The sequence below is a fragment of the Rhodohalobacter sp. SW132 genome (genome assembly GCF_003390325.1).
Lineage (GTDB): Bacteria > Bacteroidota > Rhodothermia > Balneolales > Balneolaceae > SW132.
In genome coordinates this window covers 539811-560185 of the sequence record NZ_QUOK01000002.1, presented here as the reverse complement: position 1 = coordinate 560185, position 20375 = coordinate 539811, and the positions used below count along the sequence as shown (strand labels likewise).

At 43.3% G+C, this 20375-nt stretch carries 14 protein-coding genes; 10 read left to right on the top strand and 4 right to left on the bottom strand.

Annotated elements, in window-relative coordinates:
- The coding region (locus tag DYD21_RS07025; protein WP_147303515.1) for a transposase at positions 1 to 258 on the bottom strand (258 nt) is incomplete at its 3' end.
- Positions 259 to 360: 102 nt separating this feature from the next.
- Positions 361 to 1713 (bottom strand): MFS transporter, encoded by a 1353-nt coding sequence (locus DYD21_RS07020; RefSeq protein WP_116034561.1) that lies wholly within the window; start codon positions 1711 to 1713, stop codon positions 361 to 363.
- Positions 1714 to 2758: 1045 nt separating this feature from the next.
- On the opposite strand from DYD21_RS07020, the gene DYD21_RS07015 reads away from it, so the two are divergent.
- The 5 genes from DYD21_RS07015 to DYD21_RS06995 all read left to right on the top strand — a co-directional run bounded on the left by DYD21_RS07015 (position 2759) and on the right by DYD21_RS06995 (position 7685).
- Complete coding sequence (locus DYD21_RS07015; RefSeq protein WP_116034558.1) at positions 2759 to 3076, top strand: nucleotidyltransferase family protein; 318 nt, start codon at positions 2759 to 2761, stop codon at positions 3074 to 3076.
- Positions 3057 to 3398, top strand: coding sequence for a DUF86 domain-containing protein (locus tag DYD21_RS07010; protein WP_116034556.1), 342 nt, complete (start codon positions 3057 to 3059; stop codon positions 3396 to 3398). The genes DYD21_RS07015 and DYD21_RS07010 overlap by 20 nt, the downstream gene beginning before the upstream one ends.
- Positions 3399 to 4735: 1337 nt before the next feature.
- Positions 4736 to 5482 (top strand): polyphosphate polymerase domain-containing protein, encoded by a 747-nt coding sequence (locus tag DYD21_RS07005; RefSeq protein ID WP_116034553.1) that lies wholly within the window; start codon positions 4736 to 4738, stop codon positions 5480 to 5482.
- A 416-nt stretch (positions 5483 to 5898) separates the two neighbouring features.
- Positions 5899 to 6585, top strand: a complete 687-nt coding sequence (locus tag DYD21_RS07000; protein WP_158551444.1) for a DUF4956 domain-containing protein — start codon at positions 5899 to 5901, stop codon at positions 6583 to 6585.
- A 2-nt stretch (positions 6586 to 6587) separates the two neighbouring features.
- A complete protein-coding gene (locus DYD21_RS06995) occupies positions 6588 to 7685 on the top strand; it encodes an HlyD family secretion protein (protein ID WP_116034548.1) in 1098 nt (365 codons plus the stop codon).
- 1295 nt (positions 7686 to 8980) lie between these two features.
- Here DYD21_RS06995 and DYD21_RS21475 read toward each other — a convergent pair.
- The gene (locus DYD21_RS21475) at positions 8981 to 9181 is read right to left on the bottom strand and encodes a HepT-like ribonuclease domain-containing protein (RefSeq protein ID WP_199535478.1); all 201 of its coding nucleotides are present in this window, start codon (positions 9179 to 9181) and stop codon (positions 8981 to 8983) included.
- 208 nt (positions 9182 to 9389) lie between these two features.
- Between DYD21_RS21475 and DYD21_RS06975 the strand changes: the two genes are divergently transcribed.
- From DYD21_RS06975 to DYD21_RS06960, 4 genes are all read left to right on the top strand, one after another.
- Complete coding sequence (locus DYD21_RS06975) at positions 9390 to 10337, top strand: GDP-L-fucose synthase (RefSeq protein ID WP_116034538.1); 948 nt, start codon at positions 9390 to 9392, stop codon at positions 10335 to 10337.
- 186 nt (positions 10338 to 10523) lie between these two features.
- The gene (gene gmd / locus DYD21_RS06970) at positions 10524 to 11570 is read left to right on the top strand and encodes a GDP-mannose 4,6-dehydratase (RefSeq protein WP_116034536.1); all 1047 of its coding nucleotides are present in this window, start codon (positions 10524 to 10526) and stop codon (positions 11568 to 11570) included.
- A gap of 10 nt (positions 11571 to 11580) precedes the next feature.
- Positions 11581 to 12579 carry a mannose-1-phosphate guanylyltransferase gene (locus tag DYD21_RS06965; RefSeq protein WP_116034533.1) on the top strand — a complete coding sequence of 333 codons (999 nt, stop codon included), beginning with the start codon at positions 11581 to 11583 and terminating at the stop codon, positions 12577 to 12579.
- A gap of 320 nt (positions 12580 to 12899) precedes the next feature.
- The gene (locus DYD21_RS06960) at positions 12900 to 14228 is read left to right on the top strand and encodes a nucleotide sugar dehydrogenase (protein WP_116034531.1); all 1329 of its coding nucleotides are present in this window, start codon (positions 12900 to 12902) and stop codon (positions 14226 to 14228) included.
- A 459-nt stretch (positions 14229 to 14687) separates the two neighbouring features.
- On the opposite strand, the gene DYD21_RS06955 is transcribed toward DYD21_RS06960, so the two are convergent.
- Positions 14688 to 16703: a tetratricopeptide repeat-containing sensor histidine kinase gene (locus tag DYD21_RS06955; RefSeq protein ID WP_147303514.1), complete on the bottom strand. Its 2016-nt coding sequence runs from the start codon at positions 16701 to 16703 to the stop codon at positions 14688 to 14690.
- Positions 16704 to 17638: 935 nt separating this feature from the next.
- On the opposite strand from DYD21_RS06955, the gene DYD21_RS20990 reads away from it, so the two are divergent.
- Positions 17639 to 19513, top strand: coding sequence for a methyl-accepting chemotaxis protein (locus DYD21_RS20990; protein WP_158551443.1), 1875 nt, complete (start codon positions 17639 to 17641; stop codon positions 19511 to 19513).
- Positions 19514 to 20375 lie beyond the last annotated feature (862 nt).

The window sequence follows — 20375 nt, the reverse complement described above, 5'->3', positions numbered from 1 at the left end:
ACGCTCCATACGTGTCTCCGCCAGTTCATTCTTTAAGCGACGCAGTTCTTCTTGCTGGGGAGTTAGCGACTCCACTCCCTTTCCTGGAAAACTCTCCGTGGATCCGGCCCCATAGGCCGCTCTCCATTTATAGATGAGCGCTGGTTTTATTCCAAGCTCAGAAGCCAGTTCACTGATGTTTTCCCGCTGGTAACTCTGCTGGATTACATCAAGCTTGTATTGTTTGGTGTAGCTTTTTCGTGTTTTCTTTTTACCCATTAGTTGTTGTATAATTTAGACACCTCAATATACCTTAACTCCATGTCCACTCAAATGTAGAAACTCCACTCCGTCTCTCCGTCTCTCCGTCATTTCTCCGGGTCAGCCAACCATTCCCGGGCTGATCTCTTCTGAGTCTGGTCCGGTTTCCGGCAGAGGAGAAACGTTTGTGTCGAGCGTCTCAGCCTCCACCTCATCATCCCAGAAAAAGAGGAAAAACATGATGGCGACACCAAGAGCTAAAATTGCCGGCATCATCCAGAATTGCATGGCACCGGCAAGCCAGCCGGCCTCGGTAGCTCCATCTAGATTAATGCTGTCTCCCCACCATCCAAGCAGGTAGTTCCCGATTAACATACCTGCACCATACGTCAGCAGATTGAAAAATCCCTGAGCACTGGCACGAAGATTTTTGGGAGCTTTTTTATCTACATAAAGCTGTCCGGTTACAAAAAAGAAATCGTAACAGATTCCGTGCAGCGCAATACCCAGGATAATCAATGAGACAGAATCAGGGAATGCTCCAAAGAGAAAATAGCGGGCGGTCCATGCCAACATTCCAACCAGCAGCATCCATTTTATTCCCAAACGGACAATAAAAAATGGAATGAGCACCATAAAAAGGACCTCACTCATCTGACCAATTGCCATAAAGGATGCCGACTGTTCACCAAAAGCAACGGCAGCAATAAAATCGTTTGTCCGTGCATAGTAGAAAGCAAGCGGTATACTAATGGCAAAACTACTGATAGAGAAGACCGCGAAATTTTTGTTCGTAAGCAGTTTCAGAGCATCGAGACCAAGAGCTTCTTTCAAACTAAATTTCTTTCCTTTTTCGGAAGGCGGAGTTGGCGGAAGAGTAAAGCTATAAACACCATAGATCAACGAAATAATAGCACTCATGTAGAGTGGAATATTTGTACTCTGAATGTTGCTCTCAATCCCGGTAATGGCCGTTAAAAGTGGAATTTCAACGAACCCCAGAACTGTTTGTGCCACAATAAAACCTGACAGAATCCAACCAACCGTTCCCCATACACGTATTTTTGGAAACTCTTTATCGGGATCACCGATATTGGCAAAGGAAATGGCGTTTACAAGAGCCAGCGTCGGCATGTAAAGCATAAAATAGGCAAGCATTACCCAGATAAATACTCCCGGATCAGTAACGCCTGCAGCATACCAGAGTAAACCTGCACCCAAAATATGGCAGATTGCATTCACTCTTTCCGCATTGAAGTAGCGGTCAGCCAAGAGCCCTACAAGAACGGGGGCAAGCAGTCCCGCCCAATTATGCGTGGCATACGCCTGGCCAATAATAGTGTTTAACCCCTCTTCTCCCTGGAAAATTTCGAGCAGATACACGCCCATAACCACAAAAAATCCACCCCAGATAAAAAACTGGAGAAACATCATAAGACTCAGTCTCGAGATTACGTATCGGTCTGAATTCATATCAATTTATACGGCTGATTTGGTTTTAGAGTGCTTTGCAAAACCGTGCTTTCGTCAAATTTCGGTGTTATCGCGGAATCGAAATCCTCACGTATTGTACATACGCTCCGGTTCCGATTCCACTCTGGTCTTGAACTATGACAAAATCCCTGGTTTTGCAAAGCACTCTTTATAAGATTTTGATCAATTATAGCATTTAATTAATGATTTACAAATGGAAATAATGATGAAAACCGACATAGCAAAATGTCTTTAATTAAAGATTGTTGCGTGTGAAAATCGCACTTTAATGGAAAAGCGGTTTAATTCCGAGGTTGTCCAAAAAAGTAGGATCTACAGGAAAGTTTGTGGGTGAAAAAATTTGTGCGGTTTATTAAGATTCCCGGTCATGCCGCACTCTGATGCGGCATCTCCCATTCTGCTTCGAAACTTTAAATTCCGCCAGTGATATACTGTTGTTTTATGCAAAGACTGGAGATCGCGGATCAGGGTCCGCGATGACGTGTCAATAGAGTGTGCACTTGTTACAACTTCTGGTCTTTTCGGTTCAGCAAACTGAATTACGCAGGAAATTCAGGCTCTTAAGAATCTATGAGTACCCACAAACTTTCCTGTAGATCCAAAAAGTATTAACTGAATTCTCAGAACCCAAATACCTTAAGCGGACTATGAATATTTTATTGGGCCGGGGGTGGGGCAAAAAGGCCGGTTTATCAAAATTGTTGCTTCTTCACCATTCAGTTCGAAAATTCCATCTCTCCATCTCTCCATCTCTCATTAAGTATCCCCGCATCATTCGCAAAGCGAATACTCTACATTTATATTCACACTGCCGGTGAATTTCTGGTTTCGACTCATCGGGGTGAATACTCACCATTCTGCGAATGCAGAATACTGACCATTGTGCAAAGCGCTGAATACGCTATAGCGTAAGATGTGTGTTCCCCTTTGAAGTCTGTGCAGGAAAAGCCAGGTTAGGCGTTTTCTAATTAAATATAAAATGTGTAATCTTCTATGATTACTTTGAATACAAAACGAAGCCTCAATGGAAACTGCAATACTGGAGAAAAAGGATATTTTACAGAAGCTTCAACAGTTACGGTCTGAGTTTAATAAGTTTGGCGTGAAGAGGATAGGATTGTTTGGTTCTTTTGTCCGTAATTCTCAAACTCCAAATAGTGATATCGATATTTTGGTTGAGTTTGACCAGGGTAAAAAATCATTTGATAATTTTATGCAGCTATCATTTGTATTGGATGAAGCTCTTCCCTATCCGGTTGAACTGGTGACGAAAGAATCGCTTAGCCCTTATTTAGCCCCTAAAATTCTACATGAGGTTGAATATGTCACAAATTCCGACTGAATATTTATCACATATTCTGGATGAAGCGACTTATCTATTAAAGGAAAGCCAGGATCTTGATAAGAGTCAGTTTTTGGCTGATGAGACCCGGAAACGGGCATTTGTACGAAGTATTGAGATTATTGGTGAAGCCTCTAAACAGATTCCGGATGAGTTCCGGAAAAATCATTCAAAAGTAGAATGGCGAATGATGGCTGGAATGAGAGATCGGCTTATCCATGGTTATTTTGGTATAGATTATGATATCGTGTGGGATGTTGTTATAAATAAAATTCCTGATCTGCAGAAAAAAGTCTTAAAGATACTTGAACAGGAAAAGTAAATAAAACGACCTGGCACTACGTCCGAGTGAGCTTTGCAGTTTCAGCTTTTGAACAAGTGGACTCATTTTGTGATGGAGAGAAAGAGTGAAAGAGAGAATGGCTTTCTCAAAAAATAAAAAATATATATGTATTTGGACCTCGAACCTTTCAATTCAAAAATTCCATCTCCCCATCTGTCTATCTCCCCATCTCTCATTAGGTATCCCCGCAACACTCGCAAAGCGAATACTCTACATTTACACAGCCAGTGAATTTCTGTACCGGCCCATCGGGTGAATTTTCTGCAAACCATTGGTCCGTTTCAAGCCCTAAATTATTCAGCCAAAATGACATGCTGAATAGGGGCGAACCACCAAAAACCAGGCCACTGCCAGCTCCGTACCAAGTCCATACCAAGTCCGTACCAACTCCCCGAAATTTTGAAAATGGTATGGAATTTTCAGGGCTAAAATCAGGGGTGTTTTGCGAGTGATATTTTTATGTCAAAATGACGTGACGTGGTAAAGGGATTGGCTAATGAGAGGGTGGGTGTGTAAAGTTAGAAGGATTGATGGATTGATGGATTGATGGATTGATGGATTGATGGAGTGATGGAGTGAAAAATATTGCTTTGAAATAATCTTGAGAATGCCAAGCAATCAGCGGGCAAAAACTTTCTACGTTAATCTCTGATCTCTTGAGAAATATTGAGTGCGATTCGGACAATCAGGTTGAATTTTAAGTTTGAGATTGAATTCAGAGTTCGATTATGCCGCACCTACTATTGTGCTTCTTTTCCAATTAAGCATTCTTTTCCTCACGGAAATGCTTTGCATTCCCATGGGGCCTACGGATATGTCGCCCCCGGAGCGGGGCTGGTTAATCTCATAAAAATTGAACGCCATGTATTTTATATGAGATCTACTGTTACTTATAAAGACAGGAGATGCCACAACGGGGCATTGTAGATATGGTTGATGGTGAATAGCATTTAGTCAGTACAACAAGGCGTAAAGGCTCATTTTGCTCGCGTTTAGATTACACTGCAAGTAACGTTGATTGTTCTAATTAAAATATCGACCAGTGAGTCCATTCCCTTAACGTTTGCGCAGCAAACACTCCACATTCACACAGCCAGTGCATTTCTGGTCCCGACCCACCCGGGTGAATTCTCTACAGTTCCACGAAAACACAGTTTTCTCTCAACACGATTCCTGCACTGAATAGAAATGAATTCGAAGAAACCAGCCTCATGTATAACTCTGAGTGATTCAAAAATCTCTGAATTGCGTCTGCTATCTCATATTTTATATATTACCTTAGTGTTACCACATTATTACAAAAGTGTAAAAAGTGGATGAAAGACAGGCTACAAGAACAGCGTTTTGAAATCAAATTCAGGGTACACGAATATAAAGCGCTTGAAATTCGGCATTTCGTGGAGCGTTATTTGGCAATTGACCCGTTTGGGGCGACGCAGCCCGATCTGTCGTACCCGGTGCACAGTCTGTATATCGATTCGCAATCGATGAAGACCTACCAGGATACAATCAACGGCAACCGAAACCGGTATAAACTGCGGATCCGCTATTATGAAAACGGGCCGGATGCCCCGGTCTTTTTTGAAATCAAGCGACGGTTTGATAAGGTGATTGCAAAAAAGCGGGCAAAAGTTAAACGACGGTATGTTCAGGAACTTTTGACAGGGCAGATGCCGATCATGGAGCACCTGATTAAACAGACACCGAAAGAGCTGGAGGCACTGGAACATTTCTGTTTCCTGGTGAACCAAATCCATGCCCGGCCTAAAATTCATGTGGCGTACAGGCGTGAGGCATACGAGCTGGAAGATAACAACTCGGTCCGCGTTACTTTTGATCGTGATGTTCGAACAAAACAGGAGCGGGGCTACTCCCTGGCTACTGAAATGAAAGATGGCGCTGATGTTTTTGGCAACAAGGTCATCCTGGAATTGAAATTCACAAACCGATTTCCTGACTGGTTTCGTGAACTGACCCAGCGTTTCGATCTGCGTCAGGATTCCGCGGCGAAATATGTGGATGGTATACTCAAAATTGGTCCGGGAAAGCTGGTTGCTGTGTGAAGATTGTGGAAACAAAAATTTACAACATCCGAAGACTATGATGAGGAAACATTTTTTGTCTTTTTTAAATCCGTTTATGTATCCGTTATTAGGAGATTTCTCGACTCATCCACGTTGGAAAAGCCCAATCGGGGATTCGCTCGAAAAGACAAATAGAATTCAGTGAAGGAAAGACCGGGGCAGCCAGCGGCTGCCCCGGTCTTTCCCGGATTATACGCGGATAATTGTCATTTCGAGCAGAGTTCCGGTGATTTATACCGGAACGGAGTCGAGAAATCTCCTGATAAAAGGTACTTGTGCTTTTATAGAAGGAATACAAAAATATGTACCACGAAAGGTTCTAAGGGAAACATGTATATTTTCCGGCCTGGATGGTCGGAAAAATTAAATCATTTACAATAAATAAACGTGACCTGATGCAAGACTGGCTATACTTTGGAGATACGGCTCCGCTGCCCACGGACCTGACAACCCTGCTGATGGGGCTGCTTCTCGCATTTCTGTGCGGTCAGCTTCTGGCGTGGGTCTATATGTTTACGCACACCGGCCTTTCCTACTCGAGAACGTTTGTCAGCTCGCTGATTATCATCCCGATAACGGTAGCTCTTGTGATGATGGTTCTCGATAACAACCTTGTAACCGCATTTAGTCTGCTGGCTGTGTTTGCGATTGTCCGTTTTCGGAATATTCTTCGCGATACACTTGATACGGTCTATATCCTGTCGCTGATTGTGATCGGGATGTCGTGCGGCACGCAAAAATTTACGACGGCGATTATGGGAACCGGAATTGTATCGGTGGCGCTAACCTATATCTGGTATACAAATTTTGGATCCCGGCAGCGGTATGATCTGATTCTGAACCTGAACTGGAGCCAGCCGATCTCCCGTATCAAACAGTTTGAAAGTTTTCTGAAGCGTCACGCGATAAATTTAAAGCTCGCATCCCAAAGTTCGGGAGGGAATCTTGAAACCGCACATTTGTCGTACCGGCTGCGTTTGCGTGATCCCGACAGGGTGGACGAGCTTCTGGATGAAGTAAAAAAGTTTGAAGGCGTCTCACAGGTGAGCAGCCTGAGGGCAGAAGATGAATCGGAGATTTAGAGATGAGAAAGCAGCAGTACGAGCCGATACCGATTCCCTGGAAACAGCGGTTACGAGAAATCAGGGTGCGATTTTTACCTCTGATCGTCTTTTTGTGTGTATCCACAGCAGTATACTTTTTATGGGAAGATCGGGTTCAATCTCCCGGTGCGATCGGCGAGGTAGTTGCAGATACCCGAACTGTATCCAGCCCTGCGAGAGGGCGGCTGGCGGGTTTTTCATTTTTGGAGTTTGATGAAGTACGAGAGGGCGATTTTCTCGGGGAGATTATCACCACAGACCCTATCCGTGCTGAAGCACAAATAGAAGTACTCCGGAGTGAAGTGGAATATATTCGTCAGAGCCTGGAGCCTGTAATCGATGAGGAGCGAAATCGCCTGAACGTTCAGGATCTCAGAGTTGATATGATGCAGCAGCGCATTCAGCTTGCCGAGGCACAGCTTCAGTATCGCCAGTCTGCCGCCGATTTTAACCGAATTGAACAGCTGTACGAGCGCGGCCTGTCATCCGAGCAGGAGTATGAACTGGCTCTTCTGCAAATGGAGACCGATGAAACCCGTGTTGAACAAACCGAGCTTCTGATCGAGGACATCGCGGAGTCGCTTCAGGAGATCCGGGAGTTTGGGGAGTATAGCACGCAAACCGACCGTAACCCGATGGCAGCATCTATTGAAATGCAAAATCGAAGGATTGAATCCCTCGAACGTGAGCTGGAGCCGAGAAGAATCTATGCACCCGGGAATGGGGTTGTTAGTCTTATTTACCATCGGTCCGGAGAATATGTGGATGCAGGTGTACCGATTCTCAAAATTGAAGAAAAAGAACCGGCCTATATTGTGGGATATATTCGTCAGCCGTTCACGGTTGAGCCCGAAGTGGGGATGGAAGTTGAAATTCGCACACGCAAACCGGGCCGTGATTTTGTGCGGTCACATATCACCCGGCTGGGAGGGCACATGCGTCTGATTGAACAACATCTGCAGAGACCGGGAGCCATTTATGAAAGCGGACTGCCGGTACAGATTGCGCTTGATCAAAATTTAGAAGAGCTCACCTTTACGCCCGGCGAGATTGTTGATATTGTGTTGATGGCGAATTGAGTGAATCCGTGATATTTATACTCGCAGAGTTGCGCAAAGTATTACGCGGAGTTTCGCTGAGTTTTAATTTTAGACTAAGATCTTCAACAGGGTCTTGCGATTGCTCGGTGAACTTATCTCAACTTCCGCAACATCTTTAAAATCTATCTCAAAACTTTTTAAACTAAGCATTGTAGTTCTATCTCTATTATTTTTGTAGCGGGATACGTTTCCTTTTTTGCCATCCATTTTACCCCGCTTTCTGATGTCATTTTTGGTTCCTTTGGACTCTATGACTGGAACGGAATTCAGAGATCGAATGATGACACACCTACGGTGATACTTTTGATGGGGCATCTTCATGCCCCACGGAAATGCTGCGCATTCCCATGGGGCCTACGGATATGCCGCTCCGAAACGGGGCTGGTTTATACCTTTAAAAAGGGTAATTCCATCCTTTGTATCGAATAATCTGAAACTCAAAAATAATGTTGAACGATGTTTGGCCTGAAAATTTGTTTGTACATAGATCTGTGGAAAAGTGCATAAACTTAGTGCTTTGACATGCGAAAGCACCATAAGAACCTCGCCACGATGCATCGGGATTTCCATATTTCAATGGAAGTTCAGATAAAAATGCTCAGCTGCCATGGAAAACATTTCGGGTTTTACCCGACGTATTATCATTTACACGACCCAAGCACCATCGGTGCGTCATAACCGTAGCCCAGGGTCACTGCGCAGCGGTGGCCTTGGGTGAAGAGCGAGCATGAAATATGGGAGCGCCGTAGGTGCGATATATACAGACCCTTGCAAGACGACCAACCCATCTTTACCTACAATCTATTTTGGTTCTACAGGCATTCTTGTGGGTAAATCAAAAGTAGTAGCAACGGAATCCCCTCTTGAGAGGGGAAAAGTTAGTCAAAAACACGACTTGTCGTGATTTGTTGACTGACGAGGGGTGTGTTCGCTATTTGGTTCATCTTGTTACTTAATACTGGCATTCCGGGACACACCCTCGTTTGACAAATCCTCCGCCGCCGGCGGTTATTTGTCTTCACATGCCCCTCTCAAGAGGGGATTTCCTTCGCCGACAAAAATAACCCACAAGAATGCCTGTAGAACCTCTATTTTATTGATTTCGAGAGCTTTTTTTGATTCATTCCAGAGCCTGAATGATGCCGAACCTACTACGGTGCTTCTTTTAATGAGGCATCCTCATACCCCACGGAAGTGCTGTGCATTCCCATGGGGCCTAAGGATATCCCGCCCCGTAACGGGGCTGGTTTCATTCCTTAAAAGGTGAATGCCATTCATTTTATAAAGGATCTACTGTTTTGAAAACAGTCGAAGTAGTGATGCGAAATAATATCTCGCATCCCCATTACTTTTTTCCATTCAATTCCCGGATAATCACTCAGTAAAGTTTTGTTAGATATCATATCGATTTTCATTAAAGCTTCGCCATTATTGATAAGCTCCATGCAAATACTATCGTGCTTTCCTGATTTCACACTATAATCGGGTCACACTAAAACAATTCAACGAAAACGCAGTTTTCACTCAACGATTCCACGAAAACGCAGTTTTCTCTCACCAGTCCAACCGGGCACATATCTGGCTTACAATTCCATTAAATATTTTATTTAACGATCGGTAGATTCTTCCTTATATTTTCTCACTTAAAATATCTCTCAATCAAGGCATTTACGTAACCACAATATGAAAAACAAGAAAATTTATGTTGCAGGCCACAGGGGAATGGTCGGTTCTGCAATCGTCTTTAAGCTTCAGGATGAAGGCTATTCGAATCTCGTCTCCCGAACCAGCTCTGAACTTGATCTGACCGATCAGGCAGCTACCGAAGCGTTTATTCGATCTGAAAAACCGGATGTTGTGATTATCGCGGCAGCTAAAGTTGGCGGGATTTTGGCAAACGACACCTATCCGTATCCGTTTATCTACGAAAATCTTCAGATTCAGAACAACCTGATAAATGCCTCTCATTCTAATGATGTCGGGAAAGTTATTTTCCTGGGAAGTTCATGTATCTATCCCAAACTGGCTGATCAGCCATTGAAAGAGGAGTCCTTGCTGACAGGCCCCCTGGAACCGACCAATCAATGGTACGCGATTGCGAAAATTGCGGGAATCAAGCTTATCGAAGCGTTAAGGCGTCAGTTTGACCGGAATTATGTCTCGCTAATGCCCACAAATTTGTACGGACCGAGAGATAATTTTGACCTGGAGACATCACATGTGCTTCCGGCCATGATTCGGAAATTTGATGATGCAGCCTCCAACGGCCATGCCCCGGTAAACTTGTGGGGATCAGGTACACCGATGAGGGAGTTTCTATATGTGGATGATCTGGCCGAAGCGGTCTGTTTTGCCATGGAAAACAATCTTGAAAAATCACTCTATAATATTGGAACCGGAAAAGATATCACAATCAAAGAATTAGCGGAAACGATTCAGAGAATTACCGGCCATGAAGGAGAGATCAACTGGGATAGCAGCAAGCCGGATGGAACACCGAGAAAACTGATGGATGTCTCAAGAATGAAAAATGAAGGGTGGACTTATACTCACGATTTAAAAGAGGGGATCCAAAAAACATACCGGTGGTTTCTCGAAAACAGGGATGAAATTAAAGAAGTTAAGATGTGAGGATTGTTTGCCCCTCTATTTTTTTAATAAAGCTTTTTCTCATGATTTCGAACAGGTAAAACATAATATATTCTAATCGATATATCGCTGTAACTTTTCAAAATCAACTCTATATTCTTTATTCTTTTCGAAATTTGACGATAAGTGATTATAACCATATAACTAACGCTAAAATATACAGCTATTTTGAGTTCAAAAAATAAGACGGCACTGATTACCGGAATTACAGGTCAGGATGGAGCGTACCTGGCTGAGTTGCTTCTGGATAAAGGATATGAAGTTCATGGTATTAAGAGAAGATCCAGTTCCTTCAACACAGGCAGGGTAGACCATCTCTACACCGACCCGCATTTTAAAGGGTTGCCGTTCTACATGCACTACGGTGATCTCACCGATGCCACAAACCTGATACGTATTATACAGGAGGTTCAGCCGGATGAAATTTATAATCTCGCTGCCCAGAGTCATGTTCAGGTATCCTTTGAAGCACCGGAATACACGGCAAACAGTGATGCACTTGGAACGCTGAGAATCCTGGAAGCGATCCGTATTCTCGGAATGACAAAAAAGACCAAATTTTACCAGGCATCCACAAGTGAGCTGTACGGCAAAGTCCAGGAAGTTCCGCAAACTGAAAAAACACCGTTTTATCCAAGGTCGCCTTACGGAGTCGCAAAACTATACGCATTCTGGATCTGTGTGAACTATCGGGAAGCGTATGACATGTTTGCCGTGAACGGTATTCTGTTTAACCACGAATCACCCAACAGGGGAGAAACATTTGTTACACGAAAAATCACCCGCGCAGCTGTACGGATAGCGGCAGGTGAACAACCGAAACTATTCCTTGGAAATCTCAACGCGAAAAGAGACTGGGGACATGCCAAAGATTATGTAGAGGGGATGTGGAGAATGCTTCAGCAGGATGTGCCGGAAGATTATGTGCTTGCTACCGGTAAAACTACAACTGTACGGGAATTTTGTGAACGATCATTTCATCATGCCGGGATTGAGCTGGAGTGGAAAGGAGAAGGGGTGAATGAAACCGGTATTAACAAAAATACAGGTAATATTTTAGTAGAAGTGGATCCAACCTATTTCCGGCCCACAGAAGTTGACCTGCTGATCGGCGATCCAAGCAAAGCAAAAGAAAAGCTTGGCTGGGAACCCACCTATTCAGTCGACGATTTAATTAAGGAAATGGTCGAAGAAGATAAAAAGCTGATTGAATAAGTACGTTTATATGAACAGAGTAAATATCTTGTTAACCGGCGGGGTAGGCAGCAGGCTGTGGCCGCTTTCCAAAAAATCGAGGCCAAAACAATATGTACCCATATTTGGGGACCGCACACTATTTCAGCTTTCGGCTCTGCGAAATGTGCCGCTTACGGATCGGCTTGTGGTGGTATGCAACGAAGGAAATTCGAAATTATCCAGGGAAAACCTCTCTGATGCTGAACTGTCTGCCGATGAATATGTAATCGAGTCGGAAGCACGGAATACAGCTGCGGCTGTTGCTTTTGGCGCATTTGCATGTGCAAATGATGATCTGATGCTGGTCACACCGGCCGATCACATTATTGATGATCTGGCAGCTTACGAACGTGCTGTCAATCGTGCCTTTGAACTTGCATCGGAGGGTGCACTTGTTACTTTCGGACTAAAACCAACCCGTCCGGAAACCGGCTACGGTTATATTGAGTACGAAGGGGAGACCGTACTCTCGTTCAAGGAGAAACCGAACGTCGTAACGGCAAAAAACTATCTGCTGGAGGGGAGATTTCTCTGGAACAGCGGAATATTTTGCATGAAAGCAGGCGTGTACCTGAACGAACTGAAGAAGCACCGGCCTGATATTTACCATGCTGCTGAAAAAGCATTTAGCCGCAGGTCCGGCAGTGTGCTGCCAAGTGAGGAGTCGGCATTGATCCCATCCGAATCGATTGATTATGCTGTGATGGAGAAGTCTGAAAATATCCGTGTTGTGCCGTCTGATTTCGGGTGGTCTGACCTGGGATCGTATGAATCTCTTTATGACTATTTCTCATCCGATGATACAAGTTCCGTGGTACAGGGTACCAATCTTGTATTCAGTAACAAACATGTGGAAATTATCGGCCTTGAGGATATGGTTGTTGTAGAAAAGGATGATGCTATTCTCATCCTCCCTAAAAATCAGTCACAGTCCGTAAAAGCGGTCTTTCAGCGGCTCGAAAAAGAGAAACCCGAACTTCTGGAGTAGAATCTGGTTGAGTTGCTCAGCCTTATGTTCTCCAACTTAAATTCTGAAAAAAATTCAGAATTCAGGGCCTAAAAACATCAAGTGTTTTTTTACCGCGAAGACACGAAAACTCAAAGGTTAGTAAATTCAGGGATTGATAGCTTCTCACTTCTCATTTCTCACTTCTCACTTTTGACTTTTCACATCTCACTTTTACAGATGATCTTCCAAGCCCTGTTTCCAAACAAAATCCTGTTTCTATATGCATCTAAATAGCTTATATTCAGCACGTAAAATGATGTGAGTATAGAAATACTATTTAATTACTAAAATTTCATTAAATGAGTTTATCAGACCAGCTGGACCGGATTAACAAAAAAACATTTAAAGTTGGAATCATTGGTTTGGGGTATGTCGGGCTGCCTCTGATGTGGACGTTTCACAAAAAAGGAATGCCGGTTATCGGATATGATATTGACCAGGATAAGGTGGATAACATCAATTCCGGAAAGCCATATATCAAACATCTTGGGAAAGAGATGATGGAGAAACTGGCAAACAGCGATATCTGCGAAGCAACATCAAATTTTGAACGGCTCGATGAAGCCGACGCTCTGTTGATGTGTGTGCCTACCCCGCTTAATCACCACCGGGAGCCGGATATGACGTATGTGGAAGAGACCACAAAAACCGTATCTGAACAGCTTAGAAAAGATCAGCTTGTAATTCTCGAATCAACAACCTATCCGGGAACCACGGAAGATCTGATTATTCCAATTCTGGAGAAAGGAAGCGGACTGAAAGCCGGGGAAGATTTTTACGTCGCCTACAGTCCGGAGCGGGAAGATCCCGGAAATCCTGATTTCAACACTTCAAAAATACCTAAAGTTGTGGGCGGCCACGGTAACGATGCCCTGATGCTGGCATGTGCACTTTACGATACGGCTATCGTTCAAACCGTACCGGTAAGCGATACAAAAACTGCAGAAGCCGTAAAACTGACTGAAAACATATTTCGCTCAGTGAATATCGCGATGGTGAATGAGCTGAAAGTCATTTATGCGGCGATGGGAATTGACGTTCACGAGGTTCTGGATGCCGCCGGCACAAAACCGTTCGGTTTTATGAAATTTACACCGGGTCCCGGTCTTGGCGGTCACTGTATTCCGATTGATCCGTTTTACCTGACCTGGAAAGCACGTGAAGTGAATCAACCCACGCGTTTTATTGAGCTTGCAGGTGAGATCAACACAAATATGCCAAAATACGTTATTCAGCGAACGCTCGAAGCTCTGAATACGAAGAAAAAAGCACTCAACGGGAGCAAAGTTCTGCTGATCGGACTTGCTTACAAACCGAATGTAGATGACGATCGTGAATCACCTACCTATAAACTGATGGAACTCTACGAAGAGATGGGAGCAGAAGTGTCCTATTATGACCCATATATTCCGGTCATCAAACCTACAAGAGAACATGCGGAATATGCGGGCAAAGAATCCGAAGAGTGGAGTGAAGAGAGGATCAAATCGTATGATGCGGTTGTCATCGCTACGAACCATAATGAGACCAACTACCGTGAACTTGCGAAATGGTCGGATTGCATTATCGACACGCGAAACGCGATGAAGGAAGCCTCTCAAAATGGAAAACAGGTATTTAAAGCGTAAAACCTGCTTTCAATGAATTTTATGGGGAATTGTTTTTAATCATAAGTGGTTTAATTCCCCGACTCTCTGAGTCGGAAAAAGATAAAAGTCCCCCTTTTAAGGGGGAAGCGATCCCGACAGCTGTCGGGAGAGCTGGGGGATGATCGAGTAGGCGTTGATTCAAGCAAATTAACAATTTTTATGGGCTCAAAACTCTACAAGTCATCCCCCATTGCCCCTTCGAAGGGGGACACTCCAGAATAATCTCCATATCGATTAAAAAAAGTTATGGGATTCAAGTTGATACCTTGTGGGCTCTGCCCGGAGGTAGTTCATTTCACGATGAATAAGGACTCGAAGGATCACAACGAGTTTAAAAATCAATTGAATAATCTTCGTGATACCTTCGTGTTTTCGTGACCTCGTGGTAAAAAACTTAGGGGTTGCAGAACCTCCTTATTTATGAATCGAACTGAGGTATTAAAGCTTCGCAGTCACTTTTTTTCGTCGTGAACGGGCATCGTGTTGCCTGGAATTTTGATTGAGTGGCAGTTCCACGAAAAAGACAGATCCACAGCCCTGTTCACTTTCACACCAGACTTTTCCGTCCATAGATTCCGCGATTTTCTTAACGATAAAAAGCCCAAGCCCGGTTGAAGATTCGTTACCGGTAGGCCTGTTTGATAACCTTGTAAACTTACCAAATAACTTCTGCTGATCTTCCGGTGTGATCCCGGGACCCTGATCTCTGACAGATATCCGAACGTGTCTACCTTTCTGTTCCGTAACGATGGAGACTGATGTCTTGGCTGGTGAGTATTTTATCGCATTCGAAATAAGGTTATCTAATATCCGAAGAATATTATCCGGATCGCCCATGATTTCCGTTAGTTCACGTTGCAGTATTAATTTGAGCTCAATTTCCTTACTGGATGCGGGACGGTGAAAATGCTGAACGGACTCTTCAACCAGTGTATTCATATTAACTTCCCGGACCTTATTGTTCCCACCCCTGCTTGCTGAAATGGACTGTATATCAAGAAGGCTGTTGATGAGTGTCAGCATTCGGTTAGCCGAGACCTTAATCATTCCTGTGTATTCATGTACGGTATTGCGGTCTATTTCGGGTGAACTAGAAATAAGGTCCGCAGCCATAGAAATCGATGTAATGGGATTTCGGAGATCGTGTGCAGCAACACTCATAAATTCATCTTTTTCTTTATTCAGGTTACATAACTTTATGTTTTGCTTCTGAATCTCAAGACGACTCTGATTTAACTCTCTGTTATTCTTTTTACGCTGAAGATTTGCACGATAGAGCAGAACCACAATGATGAGCAGAAGGATCATCCCGAAAATCAAAAATGTTCGGGATTGCTGTTGTTGAGCAATCCTCGCTTCCTGAAGTGCGGCTTCTTTATTCAGCAGATCGATTTCCCGGTCCTTTTTTTCAATATCAAAACGCACCTGCATCTCTTCAATACGCTCACCCCGCTGCATGGTCTGGAGCGTATCATGAATCTGGTGATACTGTTTAAAATGATCAAAAGCGGATTGATAATTTTCGGTATCCTCATAAATTTGTGCAAGAAGAAGGTGGGCATCTTTAAGGTTTTCGCGGTAATTTTCCTCACGGGCAAGTTCAAATGCTGTAGATGCGTAAGCAAGTGCATAATCGTACTCACCGAGGTCTTTGTAGAGCTCACCTAATACAAGATCTGTAAAGATCTGATGAGATTTATATTCATTTCGTACTATAAAATCCCTTGCTGCAAAAAGATGAATTTTTGCACGCTGAAGATCTCCCTTGTTCCGATAGGTATTGCCAATATTCAGTGTAGCAACAATATAAAGCAGACTATCGGGTTCCGGCTGCTCAATTGTTCGATTGACGGTTTCCCAAAAATAATCCAGTGCACGGTCGTAGTTTCCCTCTCTTCGGTAGATCACCCCAAGATTGTTTGTTGTGGAGAGAACACGCCGATTTTCCCCGACGGCATTCCAACGCTCAATACTTGCTTCAAGATACTTTACAGCTTCATCAAAATTTCCTTGTTCCACATATATTCTGGACAGATTGTTCAGAATATTGGCGATTTCGCTGTCATTCCCCAGCTTTTCTTCAATGGCGAGTGCCAGAAGATAATTTTGATGTGCCAGTTCATGGTCGCCAAAATCGATATATTTTATTCCGATCAGGTTGTGTGAGCCGGCCATCCCTTCTTTATAGTCGATATCATACGCGATGGAAAGAGCCTGCCTGGCAACTTCAAAAGAGAGGCGGGAATCTCTGTCTCTTTGATCAAATCCAAGACGTAGCAAACTATCCACCGATGCCTCTGTCTTTGGTATTGTTTGAAAACCCTGGTCGTTTAAATCGAGCAAGTAGTAGGGTGACTCCTGTCCGGGATACTCATTTTGTACCGAATATTCACTATTCAGTGAGGATAAATCCGCTACAGGGAGCAGGAGCATAAAAATGATGATGTAAGCCACGTATTAATATGAAATTATACCTGATTGAACTATTACTTGTTTTCGGCATAATTCCGGTAAGCCATAAGAGAAAGGAGAAATAAAATTAGAAAATTTTAATAAATAGAGTTTCGGGATGGGTATTATACCTGCAGTATGTAATAAAAACTTTCTTTAGTAATAATGTCTACGTTAAAATACGCTTCAAAAAACCAGAGTATTGATTCTGATTCGAAAAAGATAGGCGGAATTACGTAGTTGGAATATGGGGTGATTTGATAGTTATACCTATTCCAAAAAATCGTAATTCTTAAATTATTCAATCATCTATAAAATTATGATGCTGTAAATTTTAAATTTCAGTCAAACCAGGCCTTTTTGTTGGTCACAAAATTACAACGCCCATTCTACAGTGATCCTGCATTGTTATTATCTGCCTAATCTATTGATAAATAAGTAATTAGGATACTAAATAAGTTAGATTTATTGAACATCTCATATTTATGCCACACCCAATTTTTTATGGGGACAGTAAGGAAAGGTTCAAGTAGCCATAATCTCCAGCCTGAAATGATTCGTTCTGCAACTCATAGGTAAAAAAACCACTTAACCATTTCTTTAAAAGGATACCATTGAAAAATAAGAGTTTGCTGCACGGAATTTCATATTCAGATTGCAAATTTCAATTTCTAATCTGTCTTGATGTACTACCCGAAATATGATTAGAAAATCTTAAAGTTTAATTCAAAACGGTCGAGAAACAGAAAGTGACTATAGCTGAACTTTTAATGAATACTCAGGTTGCCCCGCCGGGTTTAGCTTTGGCATAAATATAATATCAGTATGCGTCAGTGGTGACAGAAGTCACATAAATACACAACTACTAATAAACATTTAGGTGATATAGGATGGATTCGGTTAAACAATTATGGAGTTCTTCAAGCATAGGGCAAAGGATGACAATCGCGATGCTTTCGCTTTTTTTAATAGCTATTGTTACGACAACAGGGATCGTGTATTCGGTATTTAATTCTTCATTTACGGAGGGTGTTCAGGACCGGCTGGTTGCAACAGGCACCGCAAATACAGACATTTTCCTGGAATGGCTGGATGCTCGTCAGGATGAGATACGTTTAGTAGCTTCACTGGATGCAGCGGAACAAGTTGATGAAGAGCGGCTGTCACATATCCTGGAACGGCTTGCTGCCAATAATGGTCACTATGACACAATCTATTTTGTGGACACAAACGGTAACGGTGTTGTAGGGGTAAGTTTTGACGGTTCTGCAACCGTACTGACATCAGAAGAAGCGGCTCAGTTCCAGGTTGGCGACCGGGCATGGTTTCAGGAAGCCATCCGGGGAGAGGATGTATTTTCGCAACCTCTTGTTTCGCGAGCAACCGGAAACCGTGTGAGTAACGTAGTTATTCCGGTCCGGAATAATGGGCAGATCATCGGTGTGGTTCGTGCAGCTGTAAGGCTTGATATATTAACTGAAACACTGGCTGATATACAGCTTGCGGAAGGAACGGAGCTCTATATTATTAACAGAGACGGGGAGGCAGTGACGTCAGCTCAATCTCTTCAGGGTGCGGGAGAGAGCATAAGCACACGTGCCGCAGAAAATATAAGCAGAGAAACAAGTGGTCACGGGCGATATGCGAATGCCGCAGGACAATCTGTAATTGGAAGCTATAACTATATTCCGCTGCTTGGATGGGGGATGATTACAGAAGCAAATGAAAGCATAGCACTGGCGGAAGTTCGCACGGTCTTATGGCAAATCATTATGGTGTCGGCATTTATTCTGCTTGCTGCAGGATTTATTATTGTGCTTTTGGTTAAAACCAGTATCACCAAACCGCTTCAAGCCGCTATTGACAGTTTATCTGCTGCCAGTGAACAGGTTTCATCTGCTTCAACAGAAGTATCGTCATCAAGTCAGACACTTGCTGAGGGGTCCAGTGAACAGGCGGCAAGTTTGGAGCAGACAAGCTCGTCACTGGAACAAATAGCGGCTCAGACAAAACAAAATTCTGCGAATGCAAATCAGGCCAATCGGTCGGTGAAGGATAGTTCTCAGATTGTTGGTAAAGGAGTAGATTCGATGAAACGTATGAGCTCTGCAATCAATGAAATCATGGAATCTTCCAATGAAACATCCAAGATTGTAAAAACCATCGATGAAATCGCGTTTCAAACCAATTTATTGGCGCTCAATGCAGCAGTAGAAGCTGCCCGCGCAGGAGAGGCTGGTAAAGGATTTGCTGTGGTGGCTGAAGAGGTTCGAAACCTGGCTCAAAGAAGTGCAGAAGCGGCACAGAATACATCAACACTTATCGAGAAATCCCAGGAAAATGCTAAAAATGGGGTGGCTGTGGCCGACGAAGTAGCATTACAACTTAAGAGCATAAATGAAAGTACGGATGCTATTGAAACGTTGATTTCAGAAATTGCGGCTGCCTCCAGTGAACAAACCGAGGGGATTAACCAGGTAAGCATCGCCATGTCAGAAATGGATAAAGTGGTTCAATCAAACGCCGCAAATTCCGAAGAGACAGCAAGTGCATCTGAGGAGCTCTCATCGCTCGGTGCGGAACTCGAGCGAATGGTAGATGGTCTTCGGGTTATCATTGGTGGAAATATGAATAGCAAGGGTTCGCTTGATCACGCCAATGATTTCCATGGGGAAAACTACGATGCGGATGATTTTAACTGGAACTCCGGAGAAACAGGAGATTTTTACGAAAATAAAAAACGCAACCAGCGTCCAGGCAGTGGATCATCAAATCAGAATGCATCCATAGCAGACGACTTTTCACAATTCTAAGTTAGGGTAACACAGACGTTACGGCAGGGATGTTGAACCGTCCCTGCCGTATTTTTTTCGTTAAATTTATACAGTAAACCTCAGCTCGATTAATATTCATTTCTAATTCTTCAGGATGTGTCCTGTGAAAAAATTGATTACCAAAGAAATTGTATTTAAGTAAGTAAAGGCTTCTTGTACATTCAGTGCTGCCAGTCTTTCTGACCCATCCACATACCCATCCTATCGCGCCCTAAGGGAGTTTCGGGATACATTCATAGAGGGTTTTACAAAACCGGTCTTTTGCCCAGTGTTGGCGTTATCGATTGGTTAAAATCCTTAAATACCGGCTATATGCTGCAGTTTCAACCTCACTTTGGCCTTGACATTGAACAAATTCCCTGTTTATTCAAAGCCCACTCATAGTCTTAAAAAAGGTAAGTTGGCCTGAATTTGAGTCGTTCTATTTGTTTGAATTTTATGACTGAGATTTAATTCGGAGTTCAAAGGATACCACCCCGATACGAGGCTGGTTTCATCCCTGAAAAGGTGAATGCCATTCATTGAATCGAATAATTTGTAATCTAAAAATAACTCTTTACGATGGGTTGCCTAAAAAACGGTAAGTGAATATATCTGTGTCAAAGGCTAATAACCAAGCACCTTAGGTGCGTCATATCCGTAGCCCAAAGTCACCGTGCAGCGGTGGCCTTGGGTTAAAGAACGAGCATGAAAAATGGTAGCGGCGTAGGTGCGATATATCGGTAATCTTGCAAGACAACGAACCCATTTTTATCCGGAACGTATTTCAATGAATTCAGAGTTCGAATTATGCCGCACTTAAGACGCTTCTTTTAAACTCGGTCTCCTTGCACCCCAGAGA

Coding starts and splice junctions, on each gene's coding strand:
- DYD21_RS07020 (WP_116034561.1), bottom strand. CDS start 1,713: ATGAATTCAGACCGATACGTAATCTCGAGACTGAGTCTTATGATGTTT.
- DYD21_RS07015 (WP_116034558.1), top strand. CDS start 2,759: ATGGAAACTGCAATACTGGAGAAAAAGGATATTTTACAGAAGCTTCAA.
- DYD21_RS07010 (WP_116034556.1), top strand. CDS start 3,057: ATGTCACAAATTCCGACTGAATATTTATCACATATTCTGGATGAAGCG.
- DYD21_RS07005 (WP_116034553.1), top strand. CDS start 4,736: ATGAAAGACAGGCTACAAGAACAGCGTTTTGAAATCAAATTCAGGGTA.
- DYD21_RS07000 (WP_158551444.1), top strand. CDS start 5,899: ATGCAAGACTGGCTATACTTTGGAGATACGGCTCCGCTGCCCACGGAC.
- DYD21_RS06995 (WP_116034548.1), top strand. CDS start 6,588: ATGAGAAAGCAGCAGTACGAGCCGATACCGATTCCCTGGAAACAGCGG.
- DYD21_RS06975 (WP_116034538.1), top strand. CDS start 9,390: ATGAAAAACAAGAAAATTTATGTTGCAGGCCACAGGGGAATGGTCGGT.
- DYD21_RS06965 (WP_116034533.1), top strand. CDS start 11,581: ATGAACAGAGTAAATATCTTGTTAACCGGCGGGGTAGGCAGCAGGCTG.
- DYD21_RS06960 (WP_116034531.1), top strand. CDS start 12,900: ATGAGTTTATCAGACCAGCTGGACCGGATTAACAAAAAAACATTTAAA.
- DYD21_RS20990 (WP_158551443.1), top strand. CDS start 17,639: ATGACAATCGCGATGCTTTCGCTTTTTTTAATAGCTATTGTTACGACA.